The organism is Nocardiopsis sp. NPDC055824 (assembly GCF_053616335.1).
In genome coordinates this window covers 26,842-47,445 of sequence record NZ_JBSHDN010000018.1, presented here as the reverse complement: position 1 = coordinate 47,445, position 20,604 = coordinate 26,842, and the positions used below count along the sequence as shown (strand labels likewise).

At 71.7% G+C, this 20,604-nt stretch carries 18 protein-coding genes; 10 read left to right on the top strand and 8 right to left on the bottom strand.

Translation table 11 applies throughout. The annotated features are described in order from the left end of the window. Positions 1-125 precede the first annotated feature (125 nt). Together ACWGL3_RS06910 and ACWGL3_RS06905 are read left to right on the top strand one after the other, a co-directional pair. A complete protein-coding gene (locus tag ACWGL3_RS06910) occupies positions 126-902 on the top strand; it encodes a TetR/AcrR family transcriptional regulator (RefSeq protein ID WP_452461003.1) in 777 nt (258 codons plus the stop codon). A 181-nt stretch (positions 903-1,083) separates the two neighbouring features. Further along, positions 1,084-1,800, top strand: coding sequence for a class I SAM-dependent methyltransferase (locus tag ACWGL3_RS06905; protein ID WP_267947197.1), 717 nt, complete (start codon positions 1,084-1,086; stop codon positions 1,798-1,800). A gap of 142 nt (positions 1,801-1,942) precedes the next feature. Here the strand turns inward: ACWGL3_RS06905 and rfbH are convergent, their stop codons facing one another. After that, complete coding sequence (gene rfbH / locus ACWGL3_RS06900) at positions 1,943-3,265, bottom strand: lipopolysaccharide biosynthesis protein RfbH (protein WP_267947198.1); 1,323 nt, start codon at positions 3,263-3,265, stop codon at positions 1,943-1,945. A gap of 325 nt (positions 3,266-3,590) precedes the next feature. Here rfbH and ACWGL3_RS06895 point away from each other — a divergent pair, with 325 nt between their 5' ends. Further along, positions 3,591-4,589: a Gfo/Idh/MocA family protein gene (locus tag ACWGL3_RS06895; RefSeq protein ID WP_267947199.1), complete on the top strand. Its 999-nt coding sequence runs from the start codon at positions 3,591-3,593 to the stop codon at positions 4,587-4,589. A gap of 12 nt (positions 4,590-4,601) precedes the next feature. On the opposite strand, the gene ACWGL3_RS06890 is transcribed toward ACWGL3_RS06895, so the two are convergent. Next, a complete protein-coding gene (locus tag ACWGL3_RS06890; protein WP_267947200.1) occupies positions 4,602-5,858 on the bottom strand; it encodes an activator-dependent family glycosyltransferase in 1,257 nt (418 codons plus the stop codon). Between the two features lie 191 nt (positions 5,859-6,049). Here ACWGL3_RS06890 and ACWGL3_RS06885 point away from each other — a divergent pair, with 191 nt between their 5' ends. The 4 genes from ACWGL3_RS06885 (at position 6,050) to ACWGL3_RS06870 (ending at position 10,803) form a co-directional block, all read left to right on the top strand. Next, positions 6,050-7,306: an activator-dependent family glycosyltransferase gene (locus ACWGL3_RS06885; RefSeq protein WP_267947201.1), complete on the top strand. Its 1,257-nt coding sequence runs from the start codon at positions 6,050-6,052 to the stop codon at positions 7,304-7,306. A gap of 217 nt (positions 7,307-7,523) precedes the next feature. Continuing rightward, positions 7,524-8,459: an ABC transporter ATP-binding protein gene (locus ACWGL3_RS06880; protein WP_267947202.1), complete on the top strand. Its 936-nt coding sequence runs from the start codon at positions 7,524-7,526 to the stop codon at positions 8,457-8,459. A gap of 2 nt (positions 8,460-8,461) precedes the next feature. After that, positions 8,462-9,655, top strand: coding sequence for an ABC transporter permease (locus tag ACWGL3_RS06875; protein ID WP_267947203.1), 1,194 nt, complete (start codon positions 8,462-8,464; stop codon positions 9,653-9,655). Then, positions 9,652-10,803: an ABC transporter permease gene (locus ACWGL3_RS06870; RefSeq protein WP_267947204.1), complete on the top strand. Its 1,152-nt coding sequence runs from the start codon at positions 9,652-9,654 to the stop codon at positions 10,801-10,803. The genes ACWGL3_RS06875 and ACWGL3_RS06870 overlap by 4 nt, the downstream gene beginning before the upstream one ends. A gap of 119 nt (positions 10,804-10,922) precedes the next feature. Here the strand turns inward: ACWGL3_RS06870 and ACWGL3_RS06865 are convergent, their stop codons facing one another. Further along, positions 10,923-11,027, bottom strand: a complete 105-nt coding sequence (locus ACWGL3_RS06865; RefSeq protein WP_267947205.1) for a SapB/AmfS family lantipeptide — start codon at positions 11,025-11,027, stop codon at positions 10,923-10,925. 647 nt (positions 11,028-11,674) lie between these two features. On the opposite strand from ACWGL3_RS06865, the gene ACWGL3_RS06860 reads away from it, so the two are divergent. Both ACWGL3_RS06860 and ACWGL3_RS06855 read left to right on the top strand, forming a co-directional pair. Continuing rightward, positions 11,675-12,232, top strand: a complete 558-nt coding sequence (locus ACWGL3_RS06860) for a GNAT family N-acetyltransferase (RefSeq protein ID WP_267947206.1) — start codon at positions 11,675-11,677, stop codon at positions 12,230-12,232. A 42-nt stretch (positions 12,233-12,274) separates the two neighbouring features. Then, a complete protein-coding gene (locus ACWGL3_RS06855; protein ID WP_267947207.1) occupies positions 12,275-12,559 on the top strand; it encodes a hypothetical protein in 285 nt (94 codons plus the stop codon). 157 nt (positions 12,560-12,716) lie between these two features. Here the strand turns inward: ACWGL3_RS06855 and ACWGL3_RS06850 are convergent, their stop codons facing one another. The 4 genes from ACWGL3_RS06850 to ACWGL3_RS06835 all read right to left on the bottom strand — a co-directional run bounded on the left by ACWGL3_RS06850 (position 12,717) and on the right by ACWGL3_RS06835 (position 17,362). Further along, complete coding sequence (locus tag ACWGL3_RS06850) at positions 12,717-14,003, bottom strand: activator-dependent family glycosyltransferase (RefSeq protein WP_267947208.1); 1,287 nt, start codon at positions 14,001-14,003, stop codon at positions 12,717-12,719. 53 nt (positions 14,004-14,056) lie between these two features. Then, on the bottom strand, positions 14,057-15,433 hold the full coding sequence (locus tag ACWGL3_RS06845; protein WP_267947209.1) for an NDP-hexose 2,3-dehydratase family protein: 1,377 nt from the start codon (positions 15,431-15,433) through the stop codon (positions 14,057-14,059). Beyond that, complete coding sequence (locus ACWGL3_RS06840) at positions 15,430-16,542, bottom strand: DegT/DnrJ/EryC1/StrS family aminotransferase (RefSeq protein WP_267947210.1); 1,113 nt, start codon at positions 16,540-16,542, stop codon at positions 15,430-15,432. Before ACWGL3_RS06840 ends, ACWGL3_RS06845 begins: the two co-directional genes overlap by 4 nt. Positions 16,543-16,720: 178 nt before the next feature. After that, on the bottom strand, positions 16,721-17,362 hold the full coding sequence (locus ACWGL3_RS06835) for an LmbU family transcriptional regulator (RefSeq protein ID WP_267947211.1): 642 nt from the start codon (positions 17,360-17,362) through the stop codon (positions 16,721-16,723). 627 nt (positions 17,363-17,989) lie between these two features. On the opposite strand from ACWGL3_RS06835, the gene ACWGL3_RS06830 reads away from it, so the two are divergent. Continuing rightward, positions 17,990-19,279 (top strand): activator-dependent family glycosyltransferase, encoded by a 1,290-nt coding sequence (locus ACWGL3_RS06830; RefSeq protein WP_267947212.1) that lies wholly within the window; start codon positions 17,990-17,992, stop codon positions 19,277-19,279. Here ACWGL3_RS06830 and ACWGL3_RS06825 read toward each other — a convergent pair. Further along, on the bottom strand, positions 19,266-20,441 hold the full coding sequence (locus ACWGL3_RS06825; RefSeq protein WP_378554963.1) for a methyltransferase domain-containing protein: 1,176 nt from the start codon (positions 20,439-20,441) through the stop codon (positions 19,266-19,268). The two genes, ACWGL3_RS06830 and ACWGL3_RS06825, sit on opposite strands and share 14 nt — an antisense overlap. Positions 20,442-20,604 lie beyond the last annotated feature (163 nt).

Here is a 20,604-nt window from a genome sequence, read left to right as displayed (position 1 = left end):
ACCGCGCACCGGGAGCCCGTCCCCCCGTGCCGCGGGCCCGGGGGCTGCCCGCAACCGGCGGCCACCCGGCGTGACCGCCCTGCCGTACACTGACCGGGCACCGGACCGGAAGAGCAGGGCGGTCAATGTCCACTCAGCACACCACGAGCGGCGACCCCGCGCGCAGCCTGGCCTTGCTGTGGCGTACCCAGGAGCCCACCAGCAGGCGCAACAAGCCCGACCTGAGCGTGGACCGGATCGTGTCCGTGGCCTCCGGGCTCGCCGACGCCGACGGGCTCGCCGCGCTGTCCATGCGCAAGGTCGCCGAGCGCCTCGGCGTCGGCACGATGTCCCTGTACACCTACGTCCCGGGCCGGGGCGAGCTGATCGACCTGATGCTCGACGCCGCCTACGCGGGCCTGCACGCGGACGGCGGACGGCCCGACGGCTGGCGGGACCGGCTGGGCGCCATCGCGCACGCGAACTGGCGCCTGTTCCTGCGCCACCCGTGGATGCTCCAGGCCTCCCGGGGGCGCCTGCTGGGCCCCAACCTCGTCGCCAAGTACGAGTACGAGCTCTCCGCGGTCGACGGCCTCGGCCTGACCGACGGGGAGATGGACTCCACGGTCAGCCTGGTCAACAGCTATGCGGAGGGCGCCGCCGCCCAGGCCGTCGCGGTCGGCGAGACCGAGCGGGCGTCGGGCATGACCGACGGCCAGTGGTGGCACGCCCACGGCCCGGTCCTCGCCTCCCTGATCAGGGACAGCGACTATCCGACGGCCTCCCGCGTCGGAAGCTCCGTCGGGCGGGAGCACCGGACCGTCTACCCGGCCGAGCACGACTTCGCGTTCGGGCTGGAGCGCGTCCTGGACGGGATCCAGGTCCTGGTGGACTCCCGGTCCTCCTCCGCGGACGGCGTGTAGTTCCGCCGGGCACGGCTCCCGGCCCCGGCCGCCGGGGGCGCGGACGGGTCGGTCGGCCGTGCGGCCCCGCCGGCGCCGACCGCGACCCGCCGGGAGGGAAGGCGCCCTGTTTCCGGTGCCCGACGCCCCCCGGGTCGATACGGTGAGGACCGGACCCACACGGAGCGAACCGGGGAGCGGTATGGGGGACATCGGCCTGTCGTTGATCGGGGACCTGTACCGCAAGTACCGCGACCCGCTGGCGAAGGTGCGCGACGCGCAGCGCGCGTTCCACCGCGCCACGCGGGACCGCATGACCCCGCAGCTCGACGACCTGGAAGCGGAGATCACCTACCTGCTCCTGCGCGAGACCCGTCCGGACACGGTGATGGAGCTGGGCACGTTCCACGGCTGGTCCACGACCTGGATCCTGTCGGCGCTGCGCGACAACGGGACGGGGACGCTGCACTCCTTCGACATCGTGGACAACGTGGTGGCGAACGTGCCCTCCGAGCTGTCGCTGGGCCGCTGGGAGTTCCACAAGGGCGACATCCGGGAGAACATGTCCCGGGTTCCGGAGGGGATCGGCTACCTGTTCGTGGACGCGGCCCACAACGGCCGGTTCGCGCGGTGGTACCTGTCGGAGCTGTTCCCCCGGGTCGCGCCCGGGACCCCGGTCAGCGTCCACGACGTCTTCCACGGCAGGCGGGCCCTGCCGCTGACCGAGGGGGCGGTCGTGCTGGCGTGGCTGCGGAGGACGGGCACGGACTTCTTCACGCCGTCCCGCAGGAGGGCGCCCGCCCCGTACACGGCGCTCCTGGAGCTCAAGGAGGAGCTGGGCCTGGGGGAGCCGGTGCGCACCAGCAGGGACAACCCGATGATCTACTTCCGGATGCCCGAGCACCTGCCGTCCGCGTGAGCCGCGCCCCGGCGCGTTCCGGGCGCGGGACGCGCCGGGGCCGCCGGGCTTCCGCCGACCGCGCGGCGCGCCCTTCGCGCAGGGGCGTCCCGTCGGGGTCTGCGCCCGGCCGCCCCCTCGGCGACCGCGGGCGGGGCCCCGGTCAGGGGGCGACAGCGCCCCGCTCCTTGACGAACTCGGTGATGGAGGAGACCACGTAGTCGATCATCTCGTCCGTGAGGCCCGGGTAGACCCCGGTCCAGAACGTCTGGTCGGTGGCGATGTCGCTGTTGTCCAGGTTCTCCGCCACCCGGTGCGGGCGGTCGAGGTAGGCGGGGTGGCGGGTGAGGTTTCCCGCGAAGAGCAGCCGGGTGCCGATCCTGCGGGACTCCAGGAACCGGACCAGCTCCGCCCTGCCGAACGGCGCCTCCGGATCGACGGTGACGACGAACCCGAACCAGCTCGGATCGCTGCCCGGCGTGGCCTCCGGGAGGATCAGGCCGGGCACCCCGTCCAGGCCCTCCCGCATCCGGCGCCAGTTGCGCCGCCGGGCCTCCCCGAAGGAGTCCAGCTTCTCCAGCTGGGTGAGGCCGAGCGCGGCCTGGAGGTCGGTTCCCTTCAGGTTGTAGCCCACGTGCGAGAACGTGTACTTGTGGTCGTACCCCTGCGGCAGGGTGCCCAGCTGGTAACTGAAGCGCTTCCGGCAGGTGTCGCTCTCCCCCGGCTCGCACCAGCAGTCGCGGCCCCAGTCGCGCATGGACTCCACGACGCGCGCCAGCAGGAGGTTGGACGTGAGCACGCACCCGCCCTCGCCCATGGTGATGTGGTGGGCCGGGTAGAAGCTGACCGTGGAGAGGTCGCCGAAGGACCCCGTCACCTGCCCGTCGTAGTACGAGCCCACCGCGTCGCAGTTGTCCTCGACGAGGAACAGGCCCCGGTCCTCCGCGATCTGCGCGATCTCCCGGGCCTGGAAGGGGTTGCCCAGGGCGTGGGCGATCATGATCGCCCGGGTGCGGGGGCCGATCGCCCTCTCCACGCGCTCCGCCGTCGTGTTGTACGTGCGCAGGTCGATGTCCACGAACACGGGCACGAGCCCGTTCTGGAGGATGGGGTTGACGGTCGTGGGGAATCCCGCCGCCACCGTGACGACCTCGTCGCCGGGGCGCAGGCGCTCGTCCTCCAGCAGGTGGGAGGTCAGGGACGACAGCGCCAGCAGGTTGGCGGAGGACCCCGAGTTCGTCAGGTGGGCCTTGCGGCGCCCGAGCCTCCGGGCGAACACCGACTCGAATCGGCGCGCGCTCCGGCCCGCCGCGATGCGCATGTCGAGGGCGGCCTCGGCGAGCGCCACCCGGTCGTCCTCGTCCAGGACGGCGCCGGACGGCCAGATCTCCGTCACGCCCGGCACGAACTCGCGCTCGGTCCGCCTGGACCGGTGGTAGGCGCGGACCGCGTCGAGCACGGCCGCGGCCTCGTCACTCGTCTCCATGCGTGGTTCTCCCCTCCTGGGCGGGCGGTGCGGGAGGGCGCAAGCGCCGCCGACCGCCCCCGTGGACACCGGATCTCGGCCGTCCGGGGTCTGTGCGCCCCGGCACGGCGCCGGACACACTAGGGCATGTTCCGCGAAAGCCCCCGCCGCGCGGGGGCCGGTGCCCGCGCGCTCCGGCGGAACGGGGACCGCCCGGCCCCCGGCGGGCCGGGCCCGGGTACGGCGGTGTCCCCCTCCGTCGCGCTCTGGCAGTATGTGCGGCGGCGCGACCGGAGTGGGCCGCGGCAGCCGGCGCTCGGGAGCCGGCCGACACGAGGGAGGTCGTGTGTCCTCGACGCTCGGAAGCACGGGAGCACCGGTGCGGCTCGGGGTGCTCGGCTGCGCCGACATCGCGTGGCGGCGCGTCCTGCCGTCCGTCGCGGCGACGCCCTCGGTGCGGCTCGTCGCGGTCGCCAGCCGGGACGCAGCCAAGGCGCGCCGGTTCGCGGACCGCTTCGGCGGCGAGGCGGTCACGGGTTACGCGGATCTCCTCGCGCGGGACGACCTCGACGCCGTGTACGTGCCGCTGCCCGTCGGCCTGAGGCACGAGTGGGTCGGGCGCGCCCTGGCGGCGGGTCTGCACGTCCTCTCCGAGAAACCCCTCACGGTCGGCCCCGACACGTCGGCCGAACTGCTGGCCGAGGCCGGGCGGCGCGGCCTGACCGTCATGGAGAACTTCGCCTTCCGGTACCACCGGCAGCACCACGAGCTGAGGCGGCTGGTCTCGGAGGGCGCGATCGGGCGCCCGCGCGCGCTCATGTGCGAGTTCGGGGTGCCCGAGCGCGCTCCCGGGGACATCCGGCACGACCCCTCGCTGGGCGGTGGGGCGCTCCTGGACGTGGGCGTGTACCCGCTGGCGCTGGCGCAGTTCCTGTGGGGCGACGGGCTCCGGGTGGGCGGCGCGGTCCTGGAGCGCGGCGCCGACACGGGGGTGGACGTGCGCGGCTCGGTGCTGCTGCGCGCCCCGGACGGCGGGACGGCGCAGGTGGGGTTCGGGTTCGGGCTGCACTACCGCAACGAGTACACGGTCTGGGGGGAGGCGGGCGCCGTCCGGCTGGACCGCGCCTTCACCCCGCCGGAGACACTGCGGCCGACCCTGGAGCTGCGGACCGGGGCGGGCACCGAGGACCTGGTGTCGGAGCCGGACCACCAGTTCCGCAACCTCCTGGACGCCTTCGCCGACGGTGTCCGCGGGGTGGCGCCGGTGGACGCGGCGCCGGTCCTGGAGCTGGCCGACCTCGTCGACCGCGTCCGCCGGAGCGCGGCGGAGGCCGTCACCGGCTGACCGGCCCGGTGTTCAGCCGCGGGTGAGTCCCACGAGCGCGTCCGCGAGTTCGGCCGGGGACGGCAGGGCCGCCATCGCCTCGCGCACGCCCGCGGCCCCCCGGGCGAAGGACGGGTCGTCCAGGAGCCGGGAGGCCGACCGGCTGATCGTCTCCGCGGTCATCGCCCGGTGGGGGACGGTGATGGCCGCTCCCCCGTCGGCGAGCATGTCGGCGAGCATCGGGTCGTCGAACCAGCTGGGGACGATCACCTGCGGAACGCCGTGTGCCAGCCCGGTCAGGACCGTCCCCCATCCTCCGTGGTCGACCATGGCGTCGCAGGTGGGGGCGAGTGCGTGCAGGGGCACGTACTCGGTCAGGCGGGTGTTGGCGGGGACGGGGCCGAGGGCGTCCTGTTCGCGGGCGGGCAGGGTCGCCACGACCTCCGCGTCCAGGCCGGCCAACCCCTCCAGCAGCGCGCGGAACAGGGCCCTGCCCCCGCTGTCCTGGCCCATGAGGGTCGTGCCGAGGGTGAGGGCGATGCGGGGGCGCTCGGGCGGGGTGCGCAGCCAGTGGGGGACGACGGCCCTGCCGTTGTAGGGGACGTAGCGCATCGGCAGGTAGGTGAGGTCGTGGGGGGTGGGGACCCTGAGGGAGGCGGGGATCTGTTCGATGGTGGCCTGTCCGTGGACCAGGGTCTCGGAGTACTCGACGCCGTGGCGGGCGGCGCGGGCGCCCAGCCAGGCGGCCAGGGGGTCTTCCCGCTCGGCCGGGGGCTGCTCGGCCATCCGTGCCAGGAAGCGGCGGCGGGTGCGGGCGAAGATGTCGGCGCCCCACAGGTAGCGCACGTGGGCCGCCCCGCACGCCTGCGCCGCGATCGCCCCCGCGAAGCTCACCGATCCCCAGACGACCAGGTCGGGCCTCCACTCCCGGCACAGCGCCACCAGGTCCTGCTCCATGGGGTCGTTCACCATCCGCCACCACCACGGGACGACCGTGCGGTAGCCCTCCAGCAGGTACTCCCAGGAGACCTCGTCGTCGGGAGCGGTCACCCGCCCGAACAGCGGGGCGTCGTTCAGGGTGTCGTGGAGGTCGAAGACCTTCATCGTCCGCCAGAAGCCGTGGTCCCGGCCGACCGGGACGAAGGGCAGACCCGTCGCCGCCACCGTCGGCCCCAGCGCGGGCTGGCTCGCCACCCGCACCTCGTGCCCGGCCGCGCGCAGGGCCCACGCCAGGGGCACCATCCCCAGGAAGTGCGGCTTCTCCGCAGCCACCGTCAACAGCACACGCAACGTCCCGCACCTCCTCGAAGCGCTTCGGCAGACTAGGGGAGGGGACCCGGCGCGTCCACCCGGGCGGTCGGTTCGGGGCGGGTGGCGCCCCGGCCGGAACTGGTAGACATGGCGCCGCGCCGCGGGATGCCCCGCGCGTCGTCCGAACCCCCCCAGCGCCGACGTCGGCCGCGACCCGAGGAGAGCCCACCGTGCGCGTCGTCGTGGCGTCCCTGGCAGAGAAGACGAACTTCCTGAGCCTGGTCCCCGTGGCCTGGGCCCTGCGCGCGGCCGGGCACGAGGTGCGGGTGGCGAGCCAGCCCGCCCTGGGATCCGTCGTCCGGCACACCGGTCTGCCGTTCGTCCCGGTCGGCCGGGACCACGGCTTCTGGCGGCACCTGACCGCGCGCTCCTCCTTCGACGGGCTGCGCGGAGGGGTGCCCCTCTTCTCCGCCTTCGGCAGCGGGCGCGGGCAGCGCCCCTGGGCGGAGGAGCTGGAGGACTACAGGCAGGTCGTCACCTGGTGGTGGCGGATGGTGAACGACCCCATGCTGGACGACCTGGTGGCGTTCTGCCGGGAGTGGAGGCCCGACCTGGTCGTGTGGGAGCCCATCACCTTCTCCGGCGCGATCGCGGCGCAGGCGTGCGGGGCGGCCCACGTGCGCCATCCCTGGGGTGCGGACGTCTTCGGCGCCGTGCGCGCGCGGTTCCTGGCGCGGATGGCCGAGCAGCCCGAGACAGACCGGGAGGACCCCCTGGCCGCCTGGCTGGGGGCGCGCGCCGCCCGGTACGGCGTCGAGTACTCCGAGGAGCTGGTCCACGGACAGGCCACCATCGAGCAGGTCCCCGCGTCCCTGAGGGTGGACACGCCCTCCCACCTGGACTACCTGCCCGTGCGCTATGTGCCCTACAACGGCAGGGCCGTGGTCCCCGACTGGCTGCGCACCCCGCCGGAACGCCCCCGTGTCGGGCTCTGCCTCGGGACGAGCACGGCGGCGTGGCTGGGCAGGTTCGGGGTGGACGTGCCCATGGTCCTGGAGGGGCTGGCGGACCTGGACGCGGAGGTCGTCGCCACCCTGCCCGCCCACGAGCAGGCCAAGCTCGGCGCCGTCCCCGCCAACACGCGTCTGGTCGAGTACGTGCCCCTGCACGCACTCGCCCCCACCTGCGCCGCGATGATCACCCACGGGGGGACGGGCACCGTCCTGACCGGGCTGGCGCACGGGGTGCCCCAGCTGGTCTCCCCCCGGCCCACGTTCGACGAGTCCCTGCTGGCCTCGTCCGTGGCCGGTCTCGGTGCGGCCCGGGTGCTGGACCCCGACCGGGTCACCCCCGACGCCGTGGCCGCCGGGGTACGAGCGCTCCTGGACGACCCCCGCCACACCGAAGCCGCCGAGGCCCTGCGCCAGGAGATGGCAGCCATGCCCTCCCCCGCCGACCTCGCCCACACCCTCACCGACCGGCGCTGACCGGCTCCGACCCCGCACCGAACCCCGGGGCGAATACCTGCGGAAATGGCGCCGGTATCACTCCGCGCCCCTTCCTATGGTTCACTGACCCGGCACCGGGCGCAGCACGGGAAAGCTCTCCATGAACAATCTCCCGGAGACGGTGGGGGAGAAGCACGATTCCGACTCAGCACGCCCCGGCGGATCTACGCAGGCACCGAGAATTTGAGGAGCACCCGTGCCCATTCTGGAAGTCAGGGGAGTGAGCAAGAGATATGGCAAGAACCAGGCGGTGGACGATGTCAGCTTCTTTATCGAGGAAGGTGAGACCTACGGCCTCCTGGGGCCGAACGGGGCGGGCAAGTCCACCACGATCGGCATGATCACCGGCATCCTGGAGCGCGACTCGGGGTCGATCACGGTCGACGGCATCGAGCACAGCGTGACGAACAGGAAAAGCAAGTCCCTGATCGGCTTCGTCCCGCAGGAGCTCGCCCTCTACCACGACCTCAGCGCGCGCGACAATCTCCGCTTCTTCGCCCGACTCTACGGGTTGTCGAAATCCGAGGCGCGCACCAAGACCGAAGAGGTCCTGGAAACGGTCGGCCTTTCCGACCGCGCCGGTGAGGCCGTATCCCAATTCTCGGGCGGAATGGCACGCCGTCTCAATATCGGTCTCGGCCTGCTCAACAGCCCCCGACTCCTCATTCTGGACGAGCCGACGGTCGGCGTGGACCCGCAGAGCCGAAACTCCATCCTGGAGAGCGTCCACACGCTGACCCGGGGCGGGGTCTCGGTGCTCTACACGACGCACTACATGGAGGAAGCGGAGCGCCTGTGCGACCGCGTCGGCATCATCGAGGCCGGGAAGATCCGGGCCGAGGGCACGCAGCGTGAGCTGGTCTCGCAGGTCGGTGAGGACGACACGGTCCTGATCACCCTGGACGCCCCCGGCGAGAGGGTGCTGGACGTCCTGCGCGCGCTGGAGCCGATCGACGAGGTGTCCTCCGAGGGGACACAGGTCCGGCTCCTCACCTCCAACGCCAGGGACGCCCTCCCCCTCATCCTGGACACGCTCACCAGGGCCGGCGCCGGGATCCGGTCGGTCGAGGTCCAGGAACCGGACCTCGAGGCCGTCTTCCTCAGCCTCACCGGGAAGGGACTCCGGGAGTAGCGATGTCGAACGGACCCAACACGCTCACCATGATCGCGGCCATCGTGGCCAAGGACGTACGCCAGCGGCTCCGGGACGGCAGCCTGCTGGTCTTCGGGCTCCTGCTGCCCCTCGGCGTGGCCTTCTTCTTCAACATGCTGCTCGGCGACGACACCTCCCGGCAGACGGGCTCCGAGTACGTCGTCGTCGACAGCGACGCCGGCTCCCTCGGCCAGGAGTTCGTCGACGCGGCCCTGCGGCCCCTGGCCGACGACGGGGTCCTGGAACTGACCACGGCGGACACCGAGGACGAGGCGCGCGCACTGGTCGAGGACGGCGGCGTGGACGCCGCGTTCCTCGTCCCGGAGGACTTCACCGAGTCCCTGGAGAACGGCGACGACGCGGTGCTCACCGTCGTCGGGGACGCCGACGCCCCCGTCGCGACCCACATCGCCCGGGAGATCGGCCGCGCCTTCGCGACCGAGCACCTGCGCATCCGCCTCGCTGTCGCGTCGGGCTTCGACTCTGAGCCGAGCCCCGAGGACGCGGCCCTCCTCCTGGAGGAGGCCGAGGCCGCCGAGGCGCCTCTCGTCCTGTCCGAGGACGCGGATCTGGAGTGGCGGGAGCTGGGCAACGCCACCTACTACTCCGCCTCGATGGCGTTCTTCTTCGTCTTCTTCGCGGCGATGTTCAGCGTCACGAGCATCTTCGACGAAAAGGCCGGCGGGACCCTGGCCCGCCTGCTGGCCAGTCCGATCCCGCGCGGGGCGATCCTGATCGCCAAGCTCACCAGCGGCCTGGTCATCGGCCTCGCGAACATGGCCGTGCTGGCCGTCGCGACCTCGGTCTTCTTCGGCGCCGACTGGGGCGACCCCCTGGGCGCCGGCGCGCTGATCCTCACGGGCGTGACGGCCGTCATCGGCCTCACCGCGGCCGTGGCGAGCTTCGCCCGGAGCTCGGAGCAGGCCGCCAACTGGCTGTCGGTCCTGGCGATGCTGCTCGGGGTGTTCGGCGGAGCGCTGTTCCCCATCTCGCAGCTCAACGGCCTGGCGATCGTCAGCTACCTGACGCCCCACCGGTGGTTCCTCCTCGGACTGGGCGAACTCTCCGCGGGAGGTCTCGACGTGGTCCTCCTTCCGTGCGCGGTGCTCCTCGCCCTCGGCCTCGTGGGCACCACCGTCGCGCTGTTTCGTATGGGACGGATGGTGAACGCATGAAGCCGCTGATCATCGGGGTCCTCAACCTCCGTCGCGTGTTCCGGGACCGGACGAACATCTTCTTCGTCCTGCTGCTCCCCTTCCTCATGGTCTTCATGATGGGCCTGATGTACGGAGGGGGTCAGCCCGTGCTCGCGGTCTCCTCCCCGTCGCAGGCAGGGCTCGCCGACCGCCTGGTCGACGCGCTGGAGGAGGACGAGCGGATCGACGTCCTGCACATGGACGAGGGCGAGATGCGCGACCTCGTCGAGGGCGGCGACGTCCAGGCCGGGCTCGTCATCCCCGACGACTACGAGGACCGGATCCGGGACGGCGAGCGCGCCGAGCTGGAACTCGTCACTCGCAGTGACGATCTGGCCGCCGCGGACGTGGGCATCTGGGTGCGCTCGGTCGTGACCCGGGAGTCCTCCCTCCTGAGCACCGCGCAGGTGACGGGGTCCGTCCGGGACGACGGGTTCGACGAGCGGTTGGAGAACGCCTCGGAGACCGAGGTGTCCGGCATCGAGGTGGAGGTGACGACCTCAGGGGACGCCACCTTCCCCGAGGGCCTCTCCTCCCACAGCCTCGCGGCGCCGCCCCTGCTGCTGCTCTACACCTTCATCACGGCGCTGACCACGTCCCTGGGCATCGTGCAGGCGAGACGCTCGGGGGTGCTGCGGCGCATGTACGCGTCGCCCACTTCGGCGGGGTCCATCGTGCTGGGCGAGGCCCTGGGCCGGTTCCTCATCGCCCTGACCCAGGCGCTGCTGATCCTGTTCGGATCGGCCCTGATGTTCGGCGTGGACTGGGGCGACCTGCCGGCGACCTCTCTGGTGGTCACGGCCTTCTGCCTCGTCAGCAGCGGAGCCTCGCTCCTGCTCGGCAGCCTCGCCCGGACCGAGGGGGGCGCGTTGGCCGCGGCCGTGGGGATCAGCCTCGGCGCCGGGGCGCTCGGGGGGACCATGCTCCCGCTGGAGTCGTTCGACGAGACGATGACGACGATCGCGTTCCTCACCCCGCACGCGTGGGGTTACGACGCCTTCAGCGAGCTGATCCGCAACCAGGCGACCCTCACGGACGTGCTGCCGCACATCGGCGTGCTCCTGGGGTACGCGGCGGTCCTGCTGACGCTGGGCGTCTGGCGCTTCCGCGGCGCCGTCACCGCGTAGGGGACGGGCCCGAAGCGGCGGGTTGCCGCGACCGGAGGACCGGCCGCGGCAACCCTTCTCTCCTCAGGCGGCGGTGGCGGACCCCCTACCGGGGCCCGTCACCGCCCGGGGGGACGACGTCAGCTGCAGCTCACGAGGCTGAGGCCGCTGTTGAGGAGGACGCCTTCCTCCAGGAGGGACTCCGACTCGAGGACCTGCAGGTCGAGAACTTCGCTCACGGCCATTTTTTCACCTTTCAGGAGAAAGGAATCCCGGCCGGGGCCTCGGAACAAACCGTGACCCCGCCGCGACTCCGTCCGACCTTTGTGGCCAGGACTGCATCACGATAACAGCGCACTCGCCGGGAATCTGTGCCGATTTTCCCGGGGGCGATTCCTCCGAGCCGCCCATTCCCCGCACGGCGCCGGTTCCGCCAATGACCCCCGCCGTCGCCGACAAGCCCGGCGGGAGCCCTCTCCTCCCCGGCGCCGGCCTGGACGGAGGGCCTGCCCGGCCGATGCCGCCGCGGTGTGCCGCCGGTCCTTCCGGCGCCGCTCCCCCGGCCTCCCGGACGCAGGACACCCCGGACCGTGAGGGCGACGGATGCCTGGTGATCCGGGTCTTGCCGGCCCCTCCGCCCGGCACGCCCCGGGGCCGCCCCGCGGGGCGGGACGCCACCGCGGACGCTCCGTGCCGAGGCCCGGGGCGTCCGGTCCGGAAACGGGACGGAAAGGGCGACTAAGGTACGTGGACCGAGCCCGCGTGTCCCGCTGGCGGGACACGCGGCGAGCGCCCCGTCACCCTTTGCCCCCGGGTTCCGGGAATGGGTTTTCCCCACCGTGCGCCGGGAAGGGCGCCGACGCGAACCGATAAAGAGTCGAGGTAGGAGAGCGTGACAGAAAAACCCGTGGAAACGCGCAGGATCCGGTTGTCCCCCACCCGGAGTCTGGAAACGGAGGGCGTCGTCCGGGCCCTGGCCGAGAAGGGCGTCGGGGAATTCCCCGGAATGGAGGACCTGGTCCGGCCGCTCCCCCGCGACACGGCGGACGTCACGGAGCAGTTCTTCGCCGTCTCCCCGGCCGACGGTACCGTCCTGGGGTTCTGCTCGCTGTCCCGTCTGGACACCGAGAGGCGGTGGATCCAGGTGGACGTGGTCGTGGACGAGGGGTCGAACGCGGTCGGCATCGCCCTGGAGGCGACCGTGCTGACCGTGGACCGCGCGTTCAGGGCCTGGCCGGTGGACGAGGTGCGCTTCTGGTCCGCCGGGGACAGGGCCACCGGCCTGCGGAACCACCCGACCATGGTCATGGAGGAGAACCCTCCCGCGGCCGGCCTTCCGCGCTCCCCCGGCTTGGAGGACGCCTCGCACTTCGTCATCCAGCGCGCGCGCTGGGAGCGCTACGGCGCCAAGTTCGTCCAGCGGCTCTCCCAGGCGCCGAGCAGCAACTGAGAGCGCCCGCCCCCACCACCCCAGAGAAGAGGTTCGGCACCGATGGCCGCAGTTGACCGGAACGAGATCCTGGCCCAGATCAAGGTCCAGGCGATGACCGTCCTGATGTTCACGTCGAACGAGCCCCAGTTCGACCTCCCCGAGCCCTCGCAGATGAGCGACCTGGACTCGTTCTCGATCGTGCAGCTGGTCCTGGCCCTGGAGGACGTCTACAACGTGTCCGTCCTGGAGGACATGTCGGAGTTCTCCGGTGAGAGCTTCGAGGACCTGACCCAGTTCATCGCGGAGCGGATCCAGGAGCAGGCGGTGGCGCCGAAGCAGGTGTGACCGCAGCGGGGCGCGGGCGGACGGGGGTTCTCCGTCCGCCCGTCCTCCGTGTGGGGGCGCGTCCCGCTCGCGCGGGCGCCGGGGAGACCGCGGACACCGTCACCTGAGCCCCTGGAATCACGTGGACCCCGGCAGGACCACCGGTCCCGTCGACGCCTCAGTTTCCCCGGCGCCGGGCCGCCAGGTCCTCCAGGACGGGCACGAGGTCGGCGGGGCTCGGCATCTCCCGGGACTTCTCCGACAGGCGCCGGGCGCCCTCGGCGAAGCGGGGCTCGTCCAGCAGCCGCCCCACCTGGCGGGTGACCTCCTTGCCCGTGAGGTCCGTGCCCTCCAGCGTCAGCCCGCCCTCCAGCTCCGTGACGTTGGCGGCGAGCAGCGACTCGTCGAACGCGTACTGGGCCATGGCGAACTCGGGGAGGATGAGCTGCGGGACGCCGTGGGCGACCGCGGTGCAGAAGGTCCCCGCTCCCCCGTGGTGGACCACGGCGGAGCAGCGGGGCATGAGGGCGTGCAGGGGGACGTGCTCCACCACGCGGACGTTGCCGGGGATGCTCCCGAGGCCGGCGGTCTGCTCCGCCGAGAGCGTGGCGACGACCTCCACGTCCAGTTCGGCGATCGCCTCCAGGAGTTCGCCCAAGGGCAGGCGGTACCGGTCGTCGAACCTCTCCGGCGTCCCGGAGCCGAGGGTCAGGCAGACCCTCCGGCGCCTTCCCGGGGCGCGCAGCCAGTCGGGCACCACCGCGGTGCCGTTGTAGGGGACGTATCTGAGGGGGATGTGGCGCGTCCCCGGGGCGGGCGGCAGCCGCAGCCCCGCGGGATAGGGGTCCAGGGTCGCCTGGCCGGAGACCAGCTCCTCCGAGAAGTCGGTTCCCACACGCTCGGCACAACTCTGCAGCCACTCCGCGAGGGGGTCCTCGCGGTCGCCGGCGGGTAGTTCTGCCAGACGGCCCAGGAACCGGCTCCGCGTGCGGGAGAAGACGTCCAGCCCCCACAGCACCCGGGCGTGCGCGGCCCCCGAGGCGCGGGCGGCGACAGGGGCCGCGAAGGTGGTCGGCTCCCACAGGACGAGGTCCGGACGCCACCAGCGGCAGAAGTCGGTCAGGTCGTCGAGCATCGGCGCGCTGACCGGGTGCCACCAGAGGCGCACGAACTCGCGGTACCCCTCCGACAGGTACTCCAGCCCCTCTGCCTCCGCGTCGCTCCTGGCCATGTCGAAGCCCGCGGTGTCCCCGAAGCCCAGGCCCTTCAGCGTGACCAGCAGCTGGTGGAACAGGTGGTCGCGGCCCACGGAGACCGCGGGCAGCCCGGTGCGCGCGATGGTCGGGACCAGCGCCGGCTGACTGGCCGCCCGCACCTCGTGCCCGGCCGCGCGCAGAGCCCACGCCTGGGGGATCAGGCCCAGCAGGTGGGTCTTCTCCGCCTGGCTGACGATCAGGACGCGCATGGCTGTGGACCCCTTGGTGCGGAAGTGTCGAACGGGTGGGCGCCGCCCGCGGCTCAGGTCAGGGAGTGCAGGCAGACCAGGAGGGTTCTCGCCTCGATGTTGAGGTAGTGGCTGTGCCGCACCAGCCGCATGAGCTGGGAGGCGGTCACCCACAGGAAGTCCGGCGGCGCCTCGACGGGCAGAGCGGGGTCCGCCTCGACGATGCGGTACCTGGTCTGGGCGTGGTGGAAGCGGCCCCCCTCCTCCGAGAGCAGCGCGTCGTAGCGCACCCGGTGGGCCGGCGGCGAGACCGTCTCGTCGGCGAAGGGCTCGGGGCGCCCGAGCGCCGCGGCGGAGGCCGAGTACTGCACGGTGGGCGTGATCTCCACCCGGTCGAGGGTGCCGGGTTCGGCGCGGGCGCGGACCAGGACGTGGAGGACACCGTCGATCTCGCGCACCAGGAAGGCGGCGAACCCGTTCCGGGTCGGCGCCAGCAGGGGTTGGACCCAGGAGGAGACCTCGCGGATGCGGGCCTCGACGGAGACCATGATGATCCTGAACCCGGCGCCGTCGCCGGCGGTGATCTCGTCGTCGGTCCGGTGCCAGCCCTCGGCGCCGGAGAGCGGCAGGATCTGCGACCGGTAGTCGACGACCGTCTTCTCCTCGGTGAACCAGCTGACGACCGCGGTCATCGTGTGCCGGGACTCCTCACCGTAGGAGCGCCGGAGCGCCCGGCCGAAGCGGTCGTCCGGTTCCGGCTGCCCGTCCCGGGTCACGGGGAGGCAGGACAGCACGGTCCGGGCGTCCATGTTGACCAGGTTGTCCCGGCGCAGCGCGTCCTGGATCTGGCGCAGCGTGAACCACCGGTAGTCCTCGTGCTCGGGGACGTCCCCGTCCACCTGGACGATGATGTTCCGGTTGTGCTTGCGCCAGAACCACTCGCCCTGCTCGGACTGGAGGACGTCCACGAGCACCCGCCCGCCGCGCGGGGCGCGGAAGTACTCCACGTAGGGGGTGGGACGGCCGCCGTGAACCCCCGTGTAGTTGCTGCGCGTGGCCTGCACTGTCGGGGAGATCTGGCGGAGGTTGACGTTGCCGGGCTCGAACTTGGCCTGCATCAGGAAGTGGGGCACCCCGTCGAACTCCTTGACGAGGATGCCCAGGATGCCGATCTCCGGCTGGTCGATGACCGGCTGGTGGAAGGCGCTCCCCCCGGCGGAGGCCCGCAGGCCCCGGACCGAGAAGAAGCCCCCGCTGGCGTGGACGAGGTCGCCTGTCCCCTCGGCGAAGGACCAGGGTCCGCCGCGGTCGAAGCCGACCCGCCCGACGGAGAGCATCCGGTGCCGCGGCCTGCTCTCCCACCACCGGGCCAGATCGGCGTCGGACTCCAGGGGCACTTCCGGGGCCGGCGCCGCGAGCGGGAACCGGACCTCGTCGGCCGCGTGGGTCACAGCCTGGCCAGGGTCTTGGTCAGCGCCTCGATGATCCGCCGCTGCTCCTCGCGCGGCAGGGAGGGGTACATCGGCAGCGAGAAGATCTCGCCGGCCAGCTGCTCGGTCACCGGCAGGCTGCCCTTCTCGTAGCCGAGGTGGGAGAAGCCGGACATCGTGTGGACGGGCCAGGGGTAGCTGATGTTGAGGGCGATGTCGTGCGCCTTCATCTCCTCGATGATCCGGTCGCGCTCGGGGTGGCGGACCACGTAGAGGTAGTAGGCGTGCTCGTTGCCGGGCGCGGTCGCGGGCAGGACCAGGTCCGTGTCGGCGAGCGCCTCGTCGTAGATCCGCGCGACCTCCCTGCGGCCCGCGACGTACTCGTCCAGGCGGCCGAGCTTGCGGCGCAGGATCTCGGCGTGCACCTCGTCCAGCCTGCTGTTCTGGCCGTTGGGGGTGACGACGTAGTAGCGCTCCTGGTCCATGCCGTAGTAGCGCAGGCGCCGCAGGCTGGCGTCGACCTCGGGGTCGGAGGTGATGGTGGCGCCCGCGTGGCCGTAGGCCCCCAGGATCTTCGTGGGGTAGAAGGAGAACGCCGCGGCGTGGCCCATGGATCCGGCGACCCGCCCGTGGTGGGTGGCGCCGTGCGCCTGGGCGCAGTCCTCCAGCACGACGAGCCCGTGCTCGGCGGCGAGGGCCTCCAGCGGGGCCATGTCCACACACTGGCCGTAGAGGTGGACCGGCAGGAGGCAGCGGGTGCGCTCGGTGATGGCGGCGGCGACCTGGTCGGTCCGCATCAGGTAGGTGTCCGGGTCGATGTCGACGAAGACGGGCTTGGCGCCCACCAGGTCGATGGCCAGGACCGTGGGGGCCGCCGTGTTCGACACGGTGATCACCTCGTCGCCCGCGCCCACCCCGAGGGCGCGCAGGCCGAGGACGATCGCGTTGGTGCCGTTGTCGACGCCGGCGCAGTGCGCGACCCCGTGGTACTCGGCGAACTCCTGCTCGAAGGCGACGAGGGAGGGGCCCCAGATGAGCTTCCCCGACTTGAACACGGTGTCCACCGCGTCGAGGATGTCCTCTCTCTCCTTCTCGTACTCCTCCAGGTATCCCCAGACATAGGTCGTCATGTGTTCCTCCGTTTTCAGGTCTTCCACGGCCGAAAGAACCGGGAACCCGGGTCGTGGGCACAAGGTGTCGCCCCGCGCGTACGGCGGGCAATCCGCCGGCAGGTGCGGTGGGGAGGGGGGTCCCGACCGGGGCGAGGTACATACATAGCAGAGGGGGAGCAGGTTCAGAGCCCCCGGATCAACCGACCTCGACCATTTTCTTGGCCGCCATGTCCAACGTCGCCGAAGCCCACTCCGGAAGGCTCATACCTGAGCTCTCCGCTGCTTCCTGCCATTGTTTCCGGCGTTCGGGGTTAATGGCCACCTGAACATACATCGTCTCCGGAACCGCGTCCTCGCCCCGGGCGTGGAGCTTGATCCGGCGGCGGAGTTCGTTTCGGGACCAGCGGCCGGCCTCCGCCTCGGAGAGCCACTTCTCCTGTTCGTTCTCGGGCAGCCCGCACACCTCTGCGTGGTGCTGGAAGCTCAGCTTCTCCCGTCGGCGGCCGGGGATGAACTTCCGGGCGACCCACGCGTAGTTGCGCAGGGTCTGGTAGTCCAGGGAGGTGTTCTCTATGGCCTGTTTGTACCGGTGGGGGTAGTTCTCCTGGCCGTAGATCAACCAGTCCCCCAGCCACCAGGCGGAGGCGTCGGAGATGACGAAGATGTGCTGTCCCCAGCGCTCCCAGTCGCCCATGGCCATGCCGTCGGGAAGGTGGAGGCTCGTGCGCCGGGTCGGGTTCCTGCTCCCCGTCCGCCGGCCGGCGAGGTCCACGGCGGGCCGGTGCTCGACCCCGCCCCGGGACTTCGTCCTTCCGTTCGTGTGACCCGGATTCGTCATAGTTTCCATGTGGTCCCCTCATCGACCCTCCCGCTCGGCAAGAGAAATCAACGCTCGGATCAGGATCATTCTCCCGTAGGGAAAATTGGGCTGACATCGGTAAGAGGGCTCACTGCGGGGGATTTTCGAACCGCGGAGGCAAAAGCTCGTAGAAGCGGCGAAAACAGGATTGCAGAAAGCACGCATGAAACGGAGAGCTGTCGGCGCGGAGACACCGACCCCTCGACAGGGAACTCAGCGGGCGCAGCGCGTTTGCATTACCCTGAACCAGACCAAAGCGGTCGACAACAAGGCCTGAACCTGAGTACCCCCTCGGTTGAATTCATGCTTGAAACAACCCTGCACACCGCCGCCGATACATCCACCAGCATGGCCGCGGACACAGCGTATGAGATAGACAAGCGAGCAGCAACCCCCAAATAATAGACACCTTGAGCAATAATTTGTTCACGGTGCGTCACGCAAGTGGGACCAGATTCCTTTTCTTTGGCCGAAACTTCTCCCGCCGATTCGCCGCCGGACCGCCGGCGCATAAGGCATTGCAAGGGAAGCGGACGCGCGTCCTCGACAAAAATAGCCGCCCGGATTAGATTCCCCTACCCTTCCCGAGAACAGCGAGGATTGCCGATGCGTATCTTGTTCACAACGTTCTCCGAGAAGGCTCACTTCATCGGAATGGTGCCCCTCGCGTGGGCTCTGCGCGCGGCCGGGCACGAGGTGCGCGTCGCCAGCCAGCCCGAACTGGCCCCCACCGTGGCGGCGACGGGCCTGCCCTTCGTCGGCGTGGGCACGGACCACCTGCTTCCCCAGGTCATCAGCTGGGTGGGGCGGATGGGGGAGGACATGCGGCCGGACTTCGACATGATGGGCGTGGCCGCCGCGGAGCCGCCGTCGTGGGAGGCGCTCCGGGCGGGGTACCGCGACGTGCTCGTCCCCCTGTGGTGGAAGGTCGTCAACGACCCGATGCTGGACGACCTGGTGTCGTTCTGTCGCGCATGGAGGCCCGACCTGGTCGTCTGGGAACCCCTGACCTTCGCCGGGGCGATCGCGGCGCAGGCGTGCGGTGCGCCCCACGCGCGGTTCCTGTGGAGCCTGGACCTGTTCGCCGCCATGCGGGTGCAGTACCTGGAGCGCATGGGCGAGCAGCCCGGGGCCGACCGCGACGACCCCCTCCGCGCCTGGCTGGAGAACCGGGCCGCGCGCTACGGCGTCGGCTTCTCCGAGGACCTCGTCCGGGGGCGGGCCACCCTCGACCCCGTCCCCGACTCCCTGGGCGTCCCCGTGCCCACCGGCACACGTCGGCTCCCCCTGCGCTACGTCCCCTACAACGGCAGGGCCGTGGTCCCCGACTGGCTGCGCACCCCGCCTGCGCGGCCCCGCGTCGCGCTCAGCCTCGGCATCACGGCCACACGGCGCCTGGGCGGCCACACCGTGGACGTGGGCACCCTCCTGGAGGGGCTGGCCGACCTGGACGTGGAGGTCGTCGCCACGCTGTCGGCGCCGGAGCAGGCCAAACTCGGCGCCGTGCCGCCCAACGCGCGCCTGGTCGAGTACGTGCCGCTGCACGCCCTCGCCCCCGCCTGCGACGCCATGATCACCCACGGTGGCGCGGGCACGGTCCTGACGGGCCTGGCCCACGGGGTGCCCCAGGCCGCGGTGCCGCACCACATGTACGACGAGCCGCTCCTGGCCTCGCTGGTGGCCGCGCAGGGGGCGGGGGTGGTCGTGGACCCGGCACGGGTCTCTCCGGACACGGTCCGTGAGAGTGTGCTGCGCCTGCTCGGCGATCCCGCCCACGCGGGGGCGGCGGGGCGGCTGCGCGAGGAGATGGCCGCCATGCCCTCCCCCGCCGACGTCGCCCGGGACCTGGCCGGCGCGGCGGGAGAGGGCGCTGGGCCGGCCCTCACTCGATCCTGACGTCCGGGACGTACTGGATCCAGCGGCCCCCGGCCTCGCGGAAGCCGACCTCCTTGGCCATGATCTCCTCGGCGTGGTTCCACGCCAGCAGGAGCGCGTAGTCGGGGTAGGAGGCCGTGAAGGCCTCGTGTCCGAGGACCCTGACGCCGGAGCCGGGGGTGAGGCGCCCCTGCTTGGCGGGCGTCGTGTCGCAGACGAACTCCAGGAGTTCGGCGTCGATCCCGCAGAAGTTGAGCACCGTCGCGCTCTTGGCGGTGGCGCCGTAGCCCACCACGCGCCTGCCCTGGTCGCGGAGGGAGCGCAGCTCCTTCGTCAGGCTCTCGCAGTTCCCCCTGACCCGGTCACCGAAGGAGCGCAGCGCCTCCGGCGAGGTCAGGTCCCGCTCCTCCTCCTCGGCCAGGATCGCGGACACGGCCCGCGAGGGGGTGCGGGCGCCCTCCTTGGCCAGCGTGTAGCGCAGCTCCCCGCCGTGGGTGGGCAGGCGCTCGACGTCGACCAGGTCCAGCCCGAACCGCCGGGCCATGTTGCGCACGGAGGTGGCGGTGAACAGGAAGAAGTGCTCGTCGTAGAACTGGTCGAAGGACGCCTTCGCGCTGACGTCGCCGAAGTAGGGGTCCTCGAAGACGAACACCCCGTCGGGGGCCAGCAGCTCCCCGATCCCCTCCAGGACCGAGTCCACGTACGGGATGTGGCAGAACGTGTTGGCGGCGTAGACGACGTCGGCGGGGCCGTCCTCCTCGCGGACGCGCAGCGCGGTCTCCTTCTCGAAGAACGCGTTGCGCACGCGGACGCCCTTGGAGCGGGCGACCTCGGAGACGGCTCCGGACGGCTCCATCCCGAGGTGGCGCACCCCGGCCCGGGCCACGGTCTCCAGCATGACGCCGTCGTTGCAGCCCAGCTCGACCACGAAGGGGTCGGGCCCGGTCAGGTGCTCGGCGAGCAGCTTCTCCGCGGTGGCCTCGAAGTGGGCGCGCATGACGGTGGAGCCGGAGGAGTAGTAGGGGTAGCCCTCGTGGAACATGCGCTCCCTGGGCACCTCCTCCATCAACTGCACCATCTGACAGTCCGGACAGGCGCCGACGGCCAGGCGGTAGAAGAACTCCTCGCCGGTGTCGTCGGGCTCGCGGAAGGCGTCCGACAGCGGCTGGCGGCCGAAGTCCATGAACTCGGTGACCGTTCCTCGGCAGACACGGCACGTGGTGGTGGGGACCAACCTGAACTCCTCGCGGGCGTCGTGGGACGGGCACGCCGGGGGTCGGCGGCCCGGGATCGTCGGGCGGCCGGTGGTCGGCCGGCCGACGGGCGGGGGGGAGTGCCGTGTGGTT

What these genes read in the sequence shown, in the direction of transcription:
- ACWGL3_RS06855 (WP_267947207.1), top strand. Translation starts at nt 12,275, where the DNA reads ATGGCCGCAGTTGACCGGAACGAGATCCTGGCCCAGATCAAGGTCCAG.
- ACWGL3_RS06830 (WP_267947212.1), top strand. Translation starts at nt 17,990, where the DNA reads ATGCGTATCTTGTTCACAACGTTCTCCGAGAAGGCTCACTTCATCGGA.
- ACWGL3_RS06875 (WP_267947203.1), top strand. Translation starts at nt 8,462, where the DNA reads ATGTCGAACGGACCCAACACGCTCACCATGATCGCGGCCATCGTGGCC.
- ACWGL3_RS06840 (WP_267947210.1), bottom strand. Translation starts at nt 16,542, where the DNA reads ATGACGACCTATGTCTGGGGATACCTGGAGGAGTACGAGAAGGAGAGA.
- ACWGL3_RS06835 (WP_267947211.1), bottom strand. Translation starts at nt 17,362, where the DNA reads ATGACGAATCCGGGTCACACGAACGGAAGGACGAAGTCCCGGGGCGGG.
- ACWGL3_RS06825 (WP_378554963.1), bottom strand. Translation starts at nt 20,441, where the DNA reads ATGGACTTCGGCCGCCAGCCGCTGTCGGACGCCTTCCGCGAGCCCGAC.
- ACWGL3_RS06905 (WP_267947197.1), top strand. Translation starts at nt 1,084, where the DNA reads ATGGGGGACATCGGCCTGTCGTTGATCGGGGACCTGTACCGCAAGTAC.
- ACWGL3_RS06850 (WP_267947208.1), bottom strand. Translation starts at nt 14,003, where the DNA reads ATGCGCGTCCTGATCGTCAGCCAGGCGGAGAAGACCCACCTGCTGGGC.
- ACWGL3_RS06910 (WP_452461003.1), top strand. Translation starts at nt 126, where the DNA reads ATGTCCACTCAGCACACCACGAGCGGCGACCCCGCGCGCAGCCTGGCC.
- rfbH (WP_267947198.1), bottom strand. Translation starts at nt 3,265, where the DNA reads ATGGAGACGAGTGACGAGGCCGCGGCCGTGCTCGACGCGGTCCGCGCC.
- ACWGL3_RS06865 (WP_267947205.1), bottom strand. Translation starts at nt 11,027, where the DNA reads ATGGCCGTGAGCGAAGTTCTCGACCTGCAGGTCCTCGAGTCGGAGTCC.
- ACWGL3_RS06870 (WP_267947204.1), top strand. Translation starts at nt 9,652, where the DNA reads ATGAAGCCGCTGATCATCGGGGTCCTCAACCTCCGTCGCGTGTTCCGG.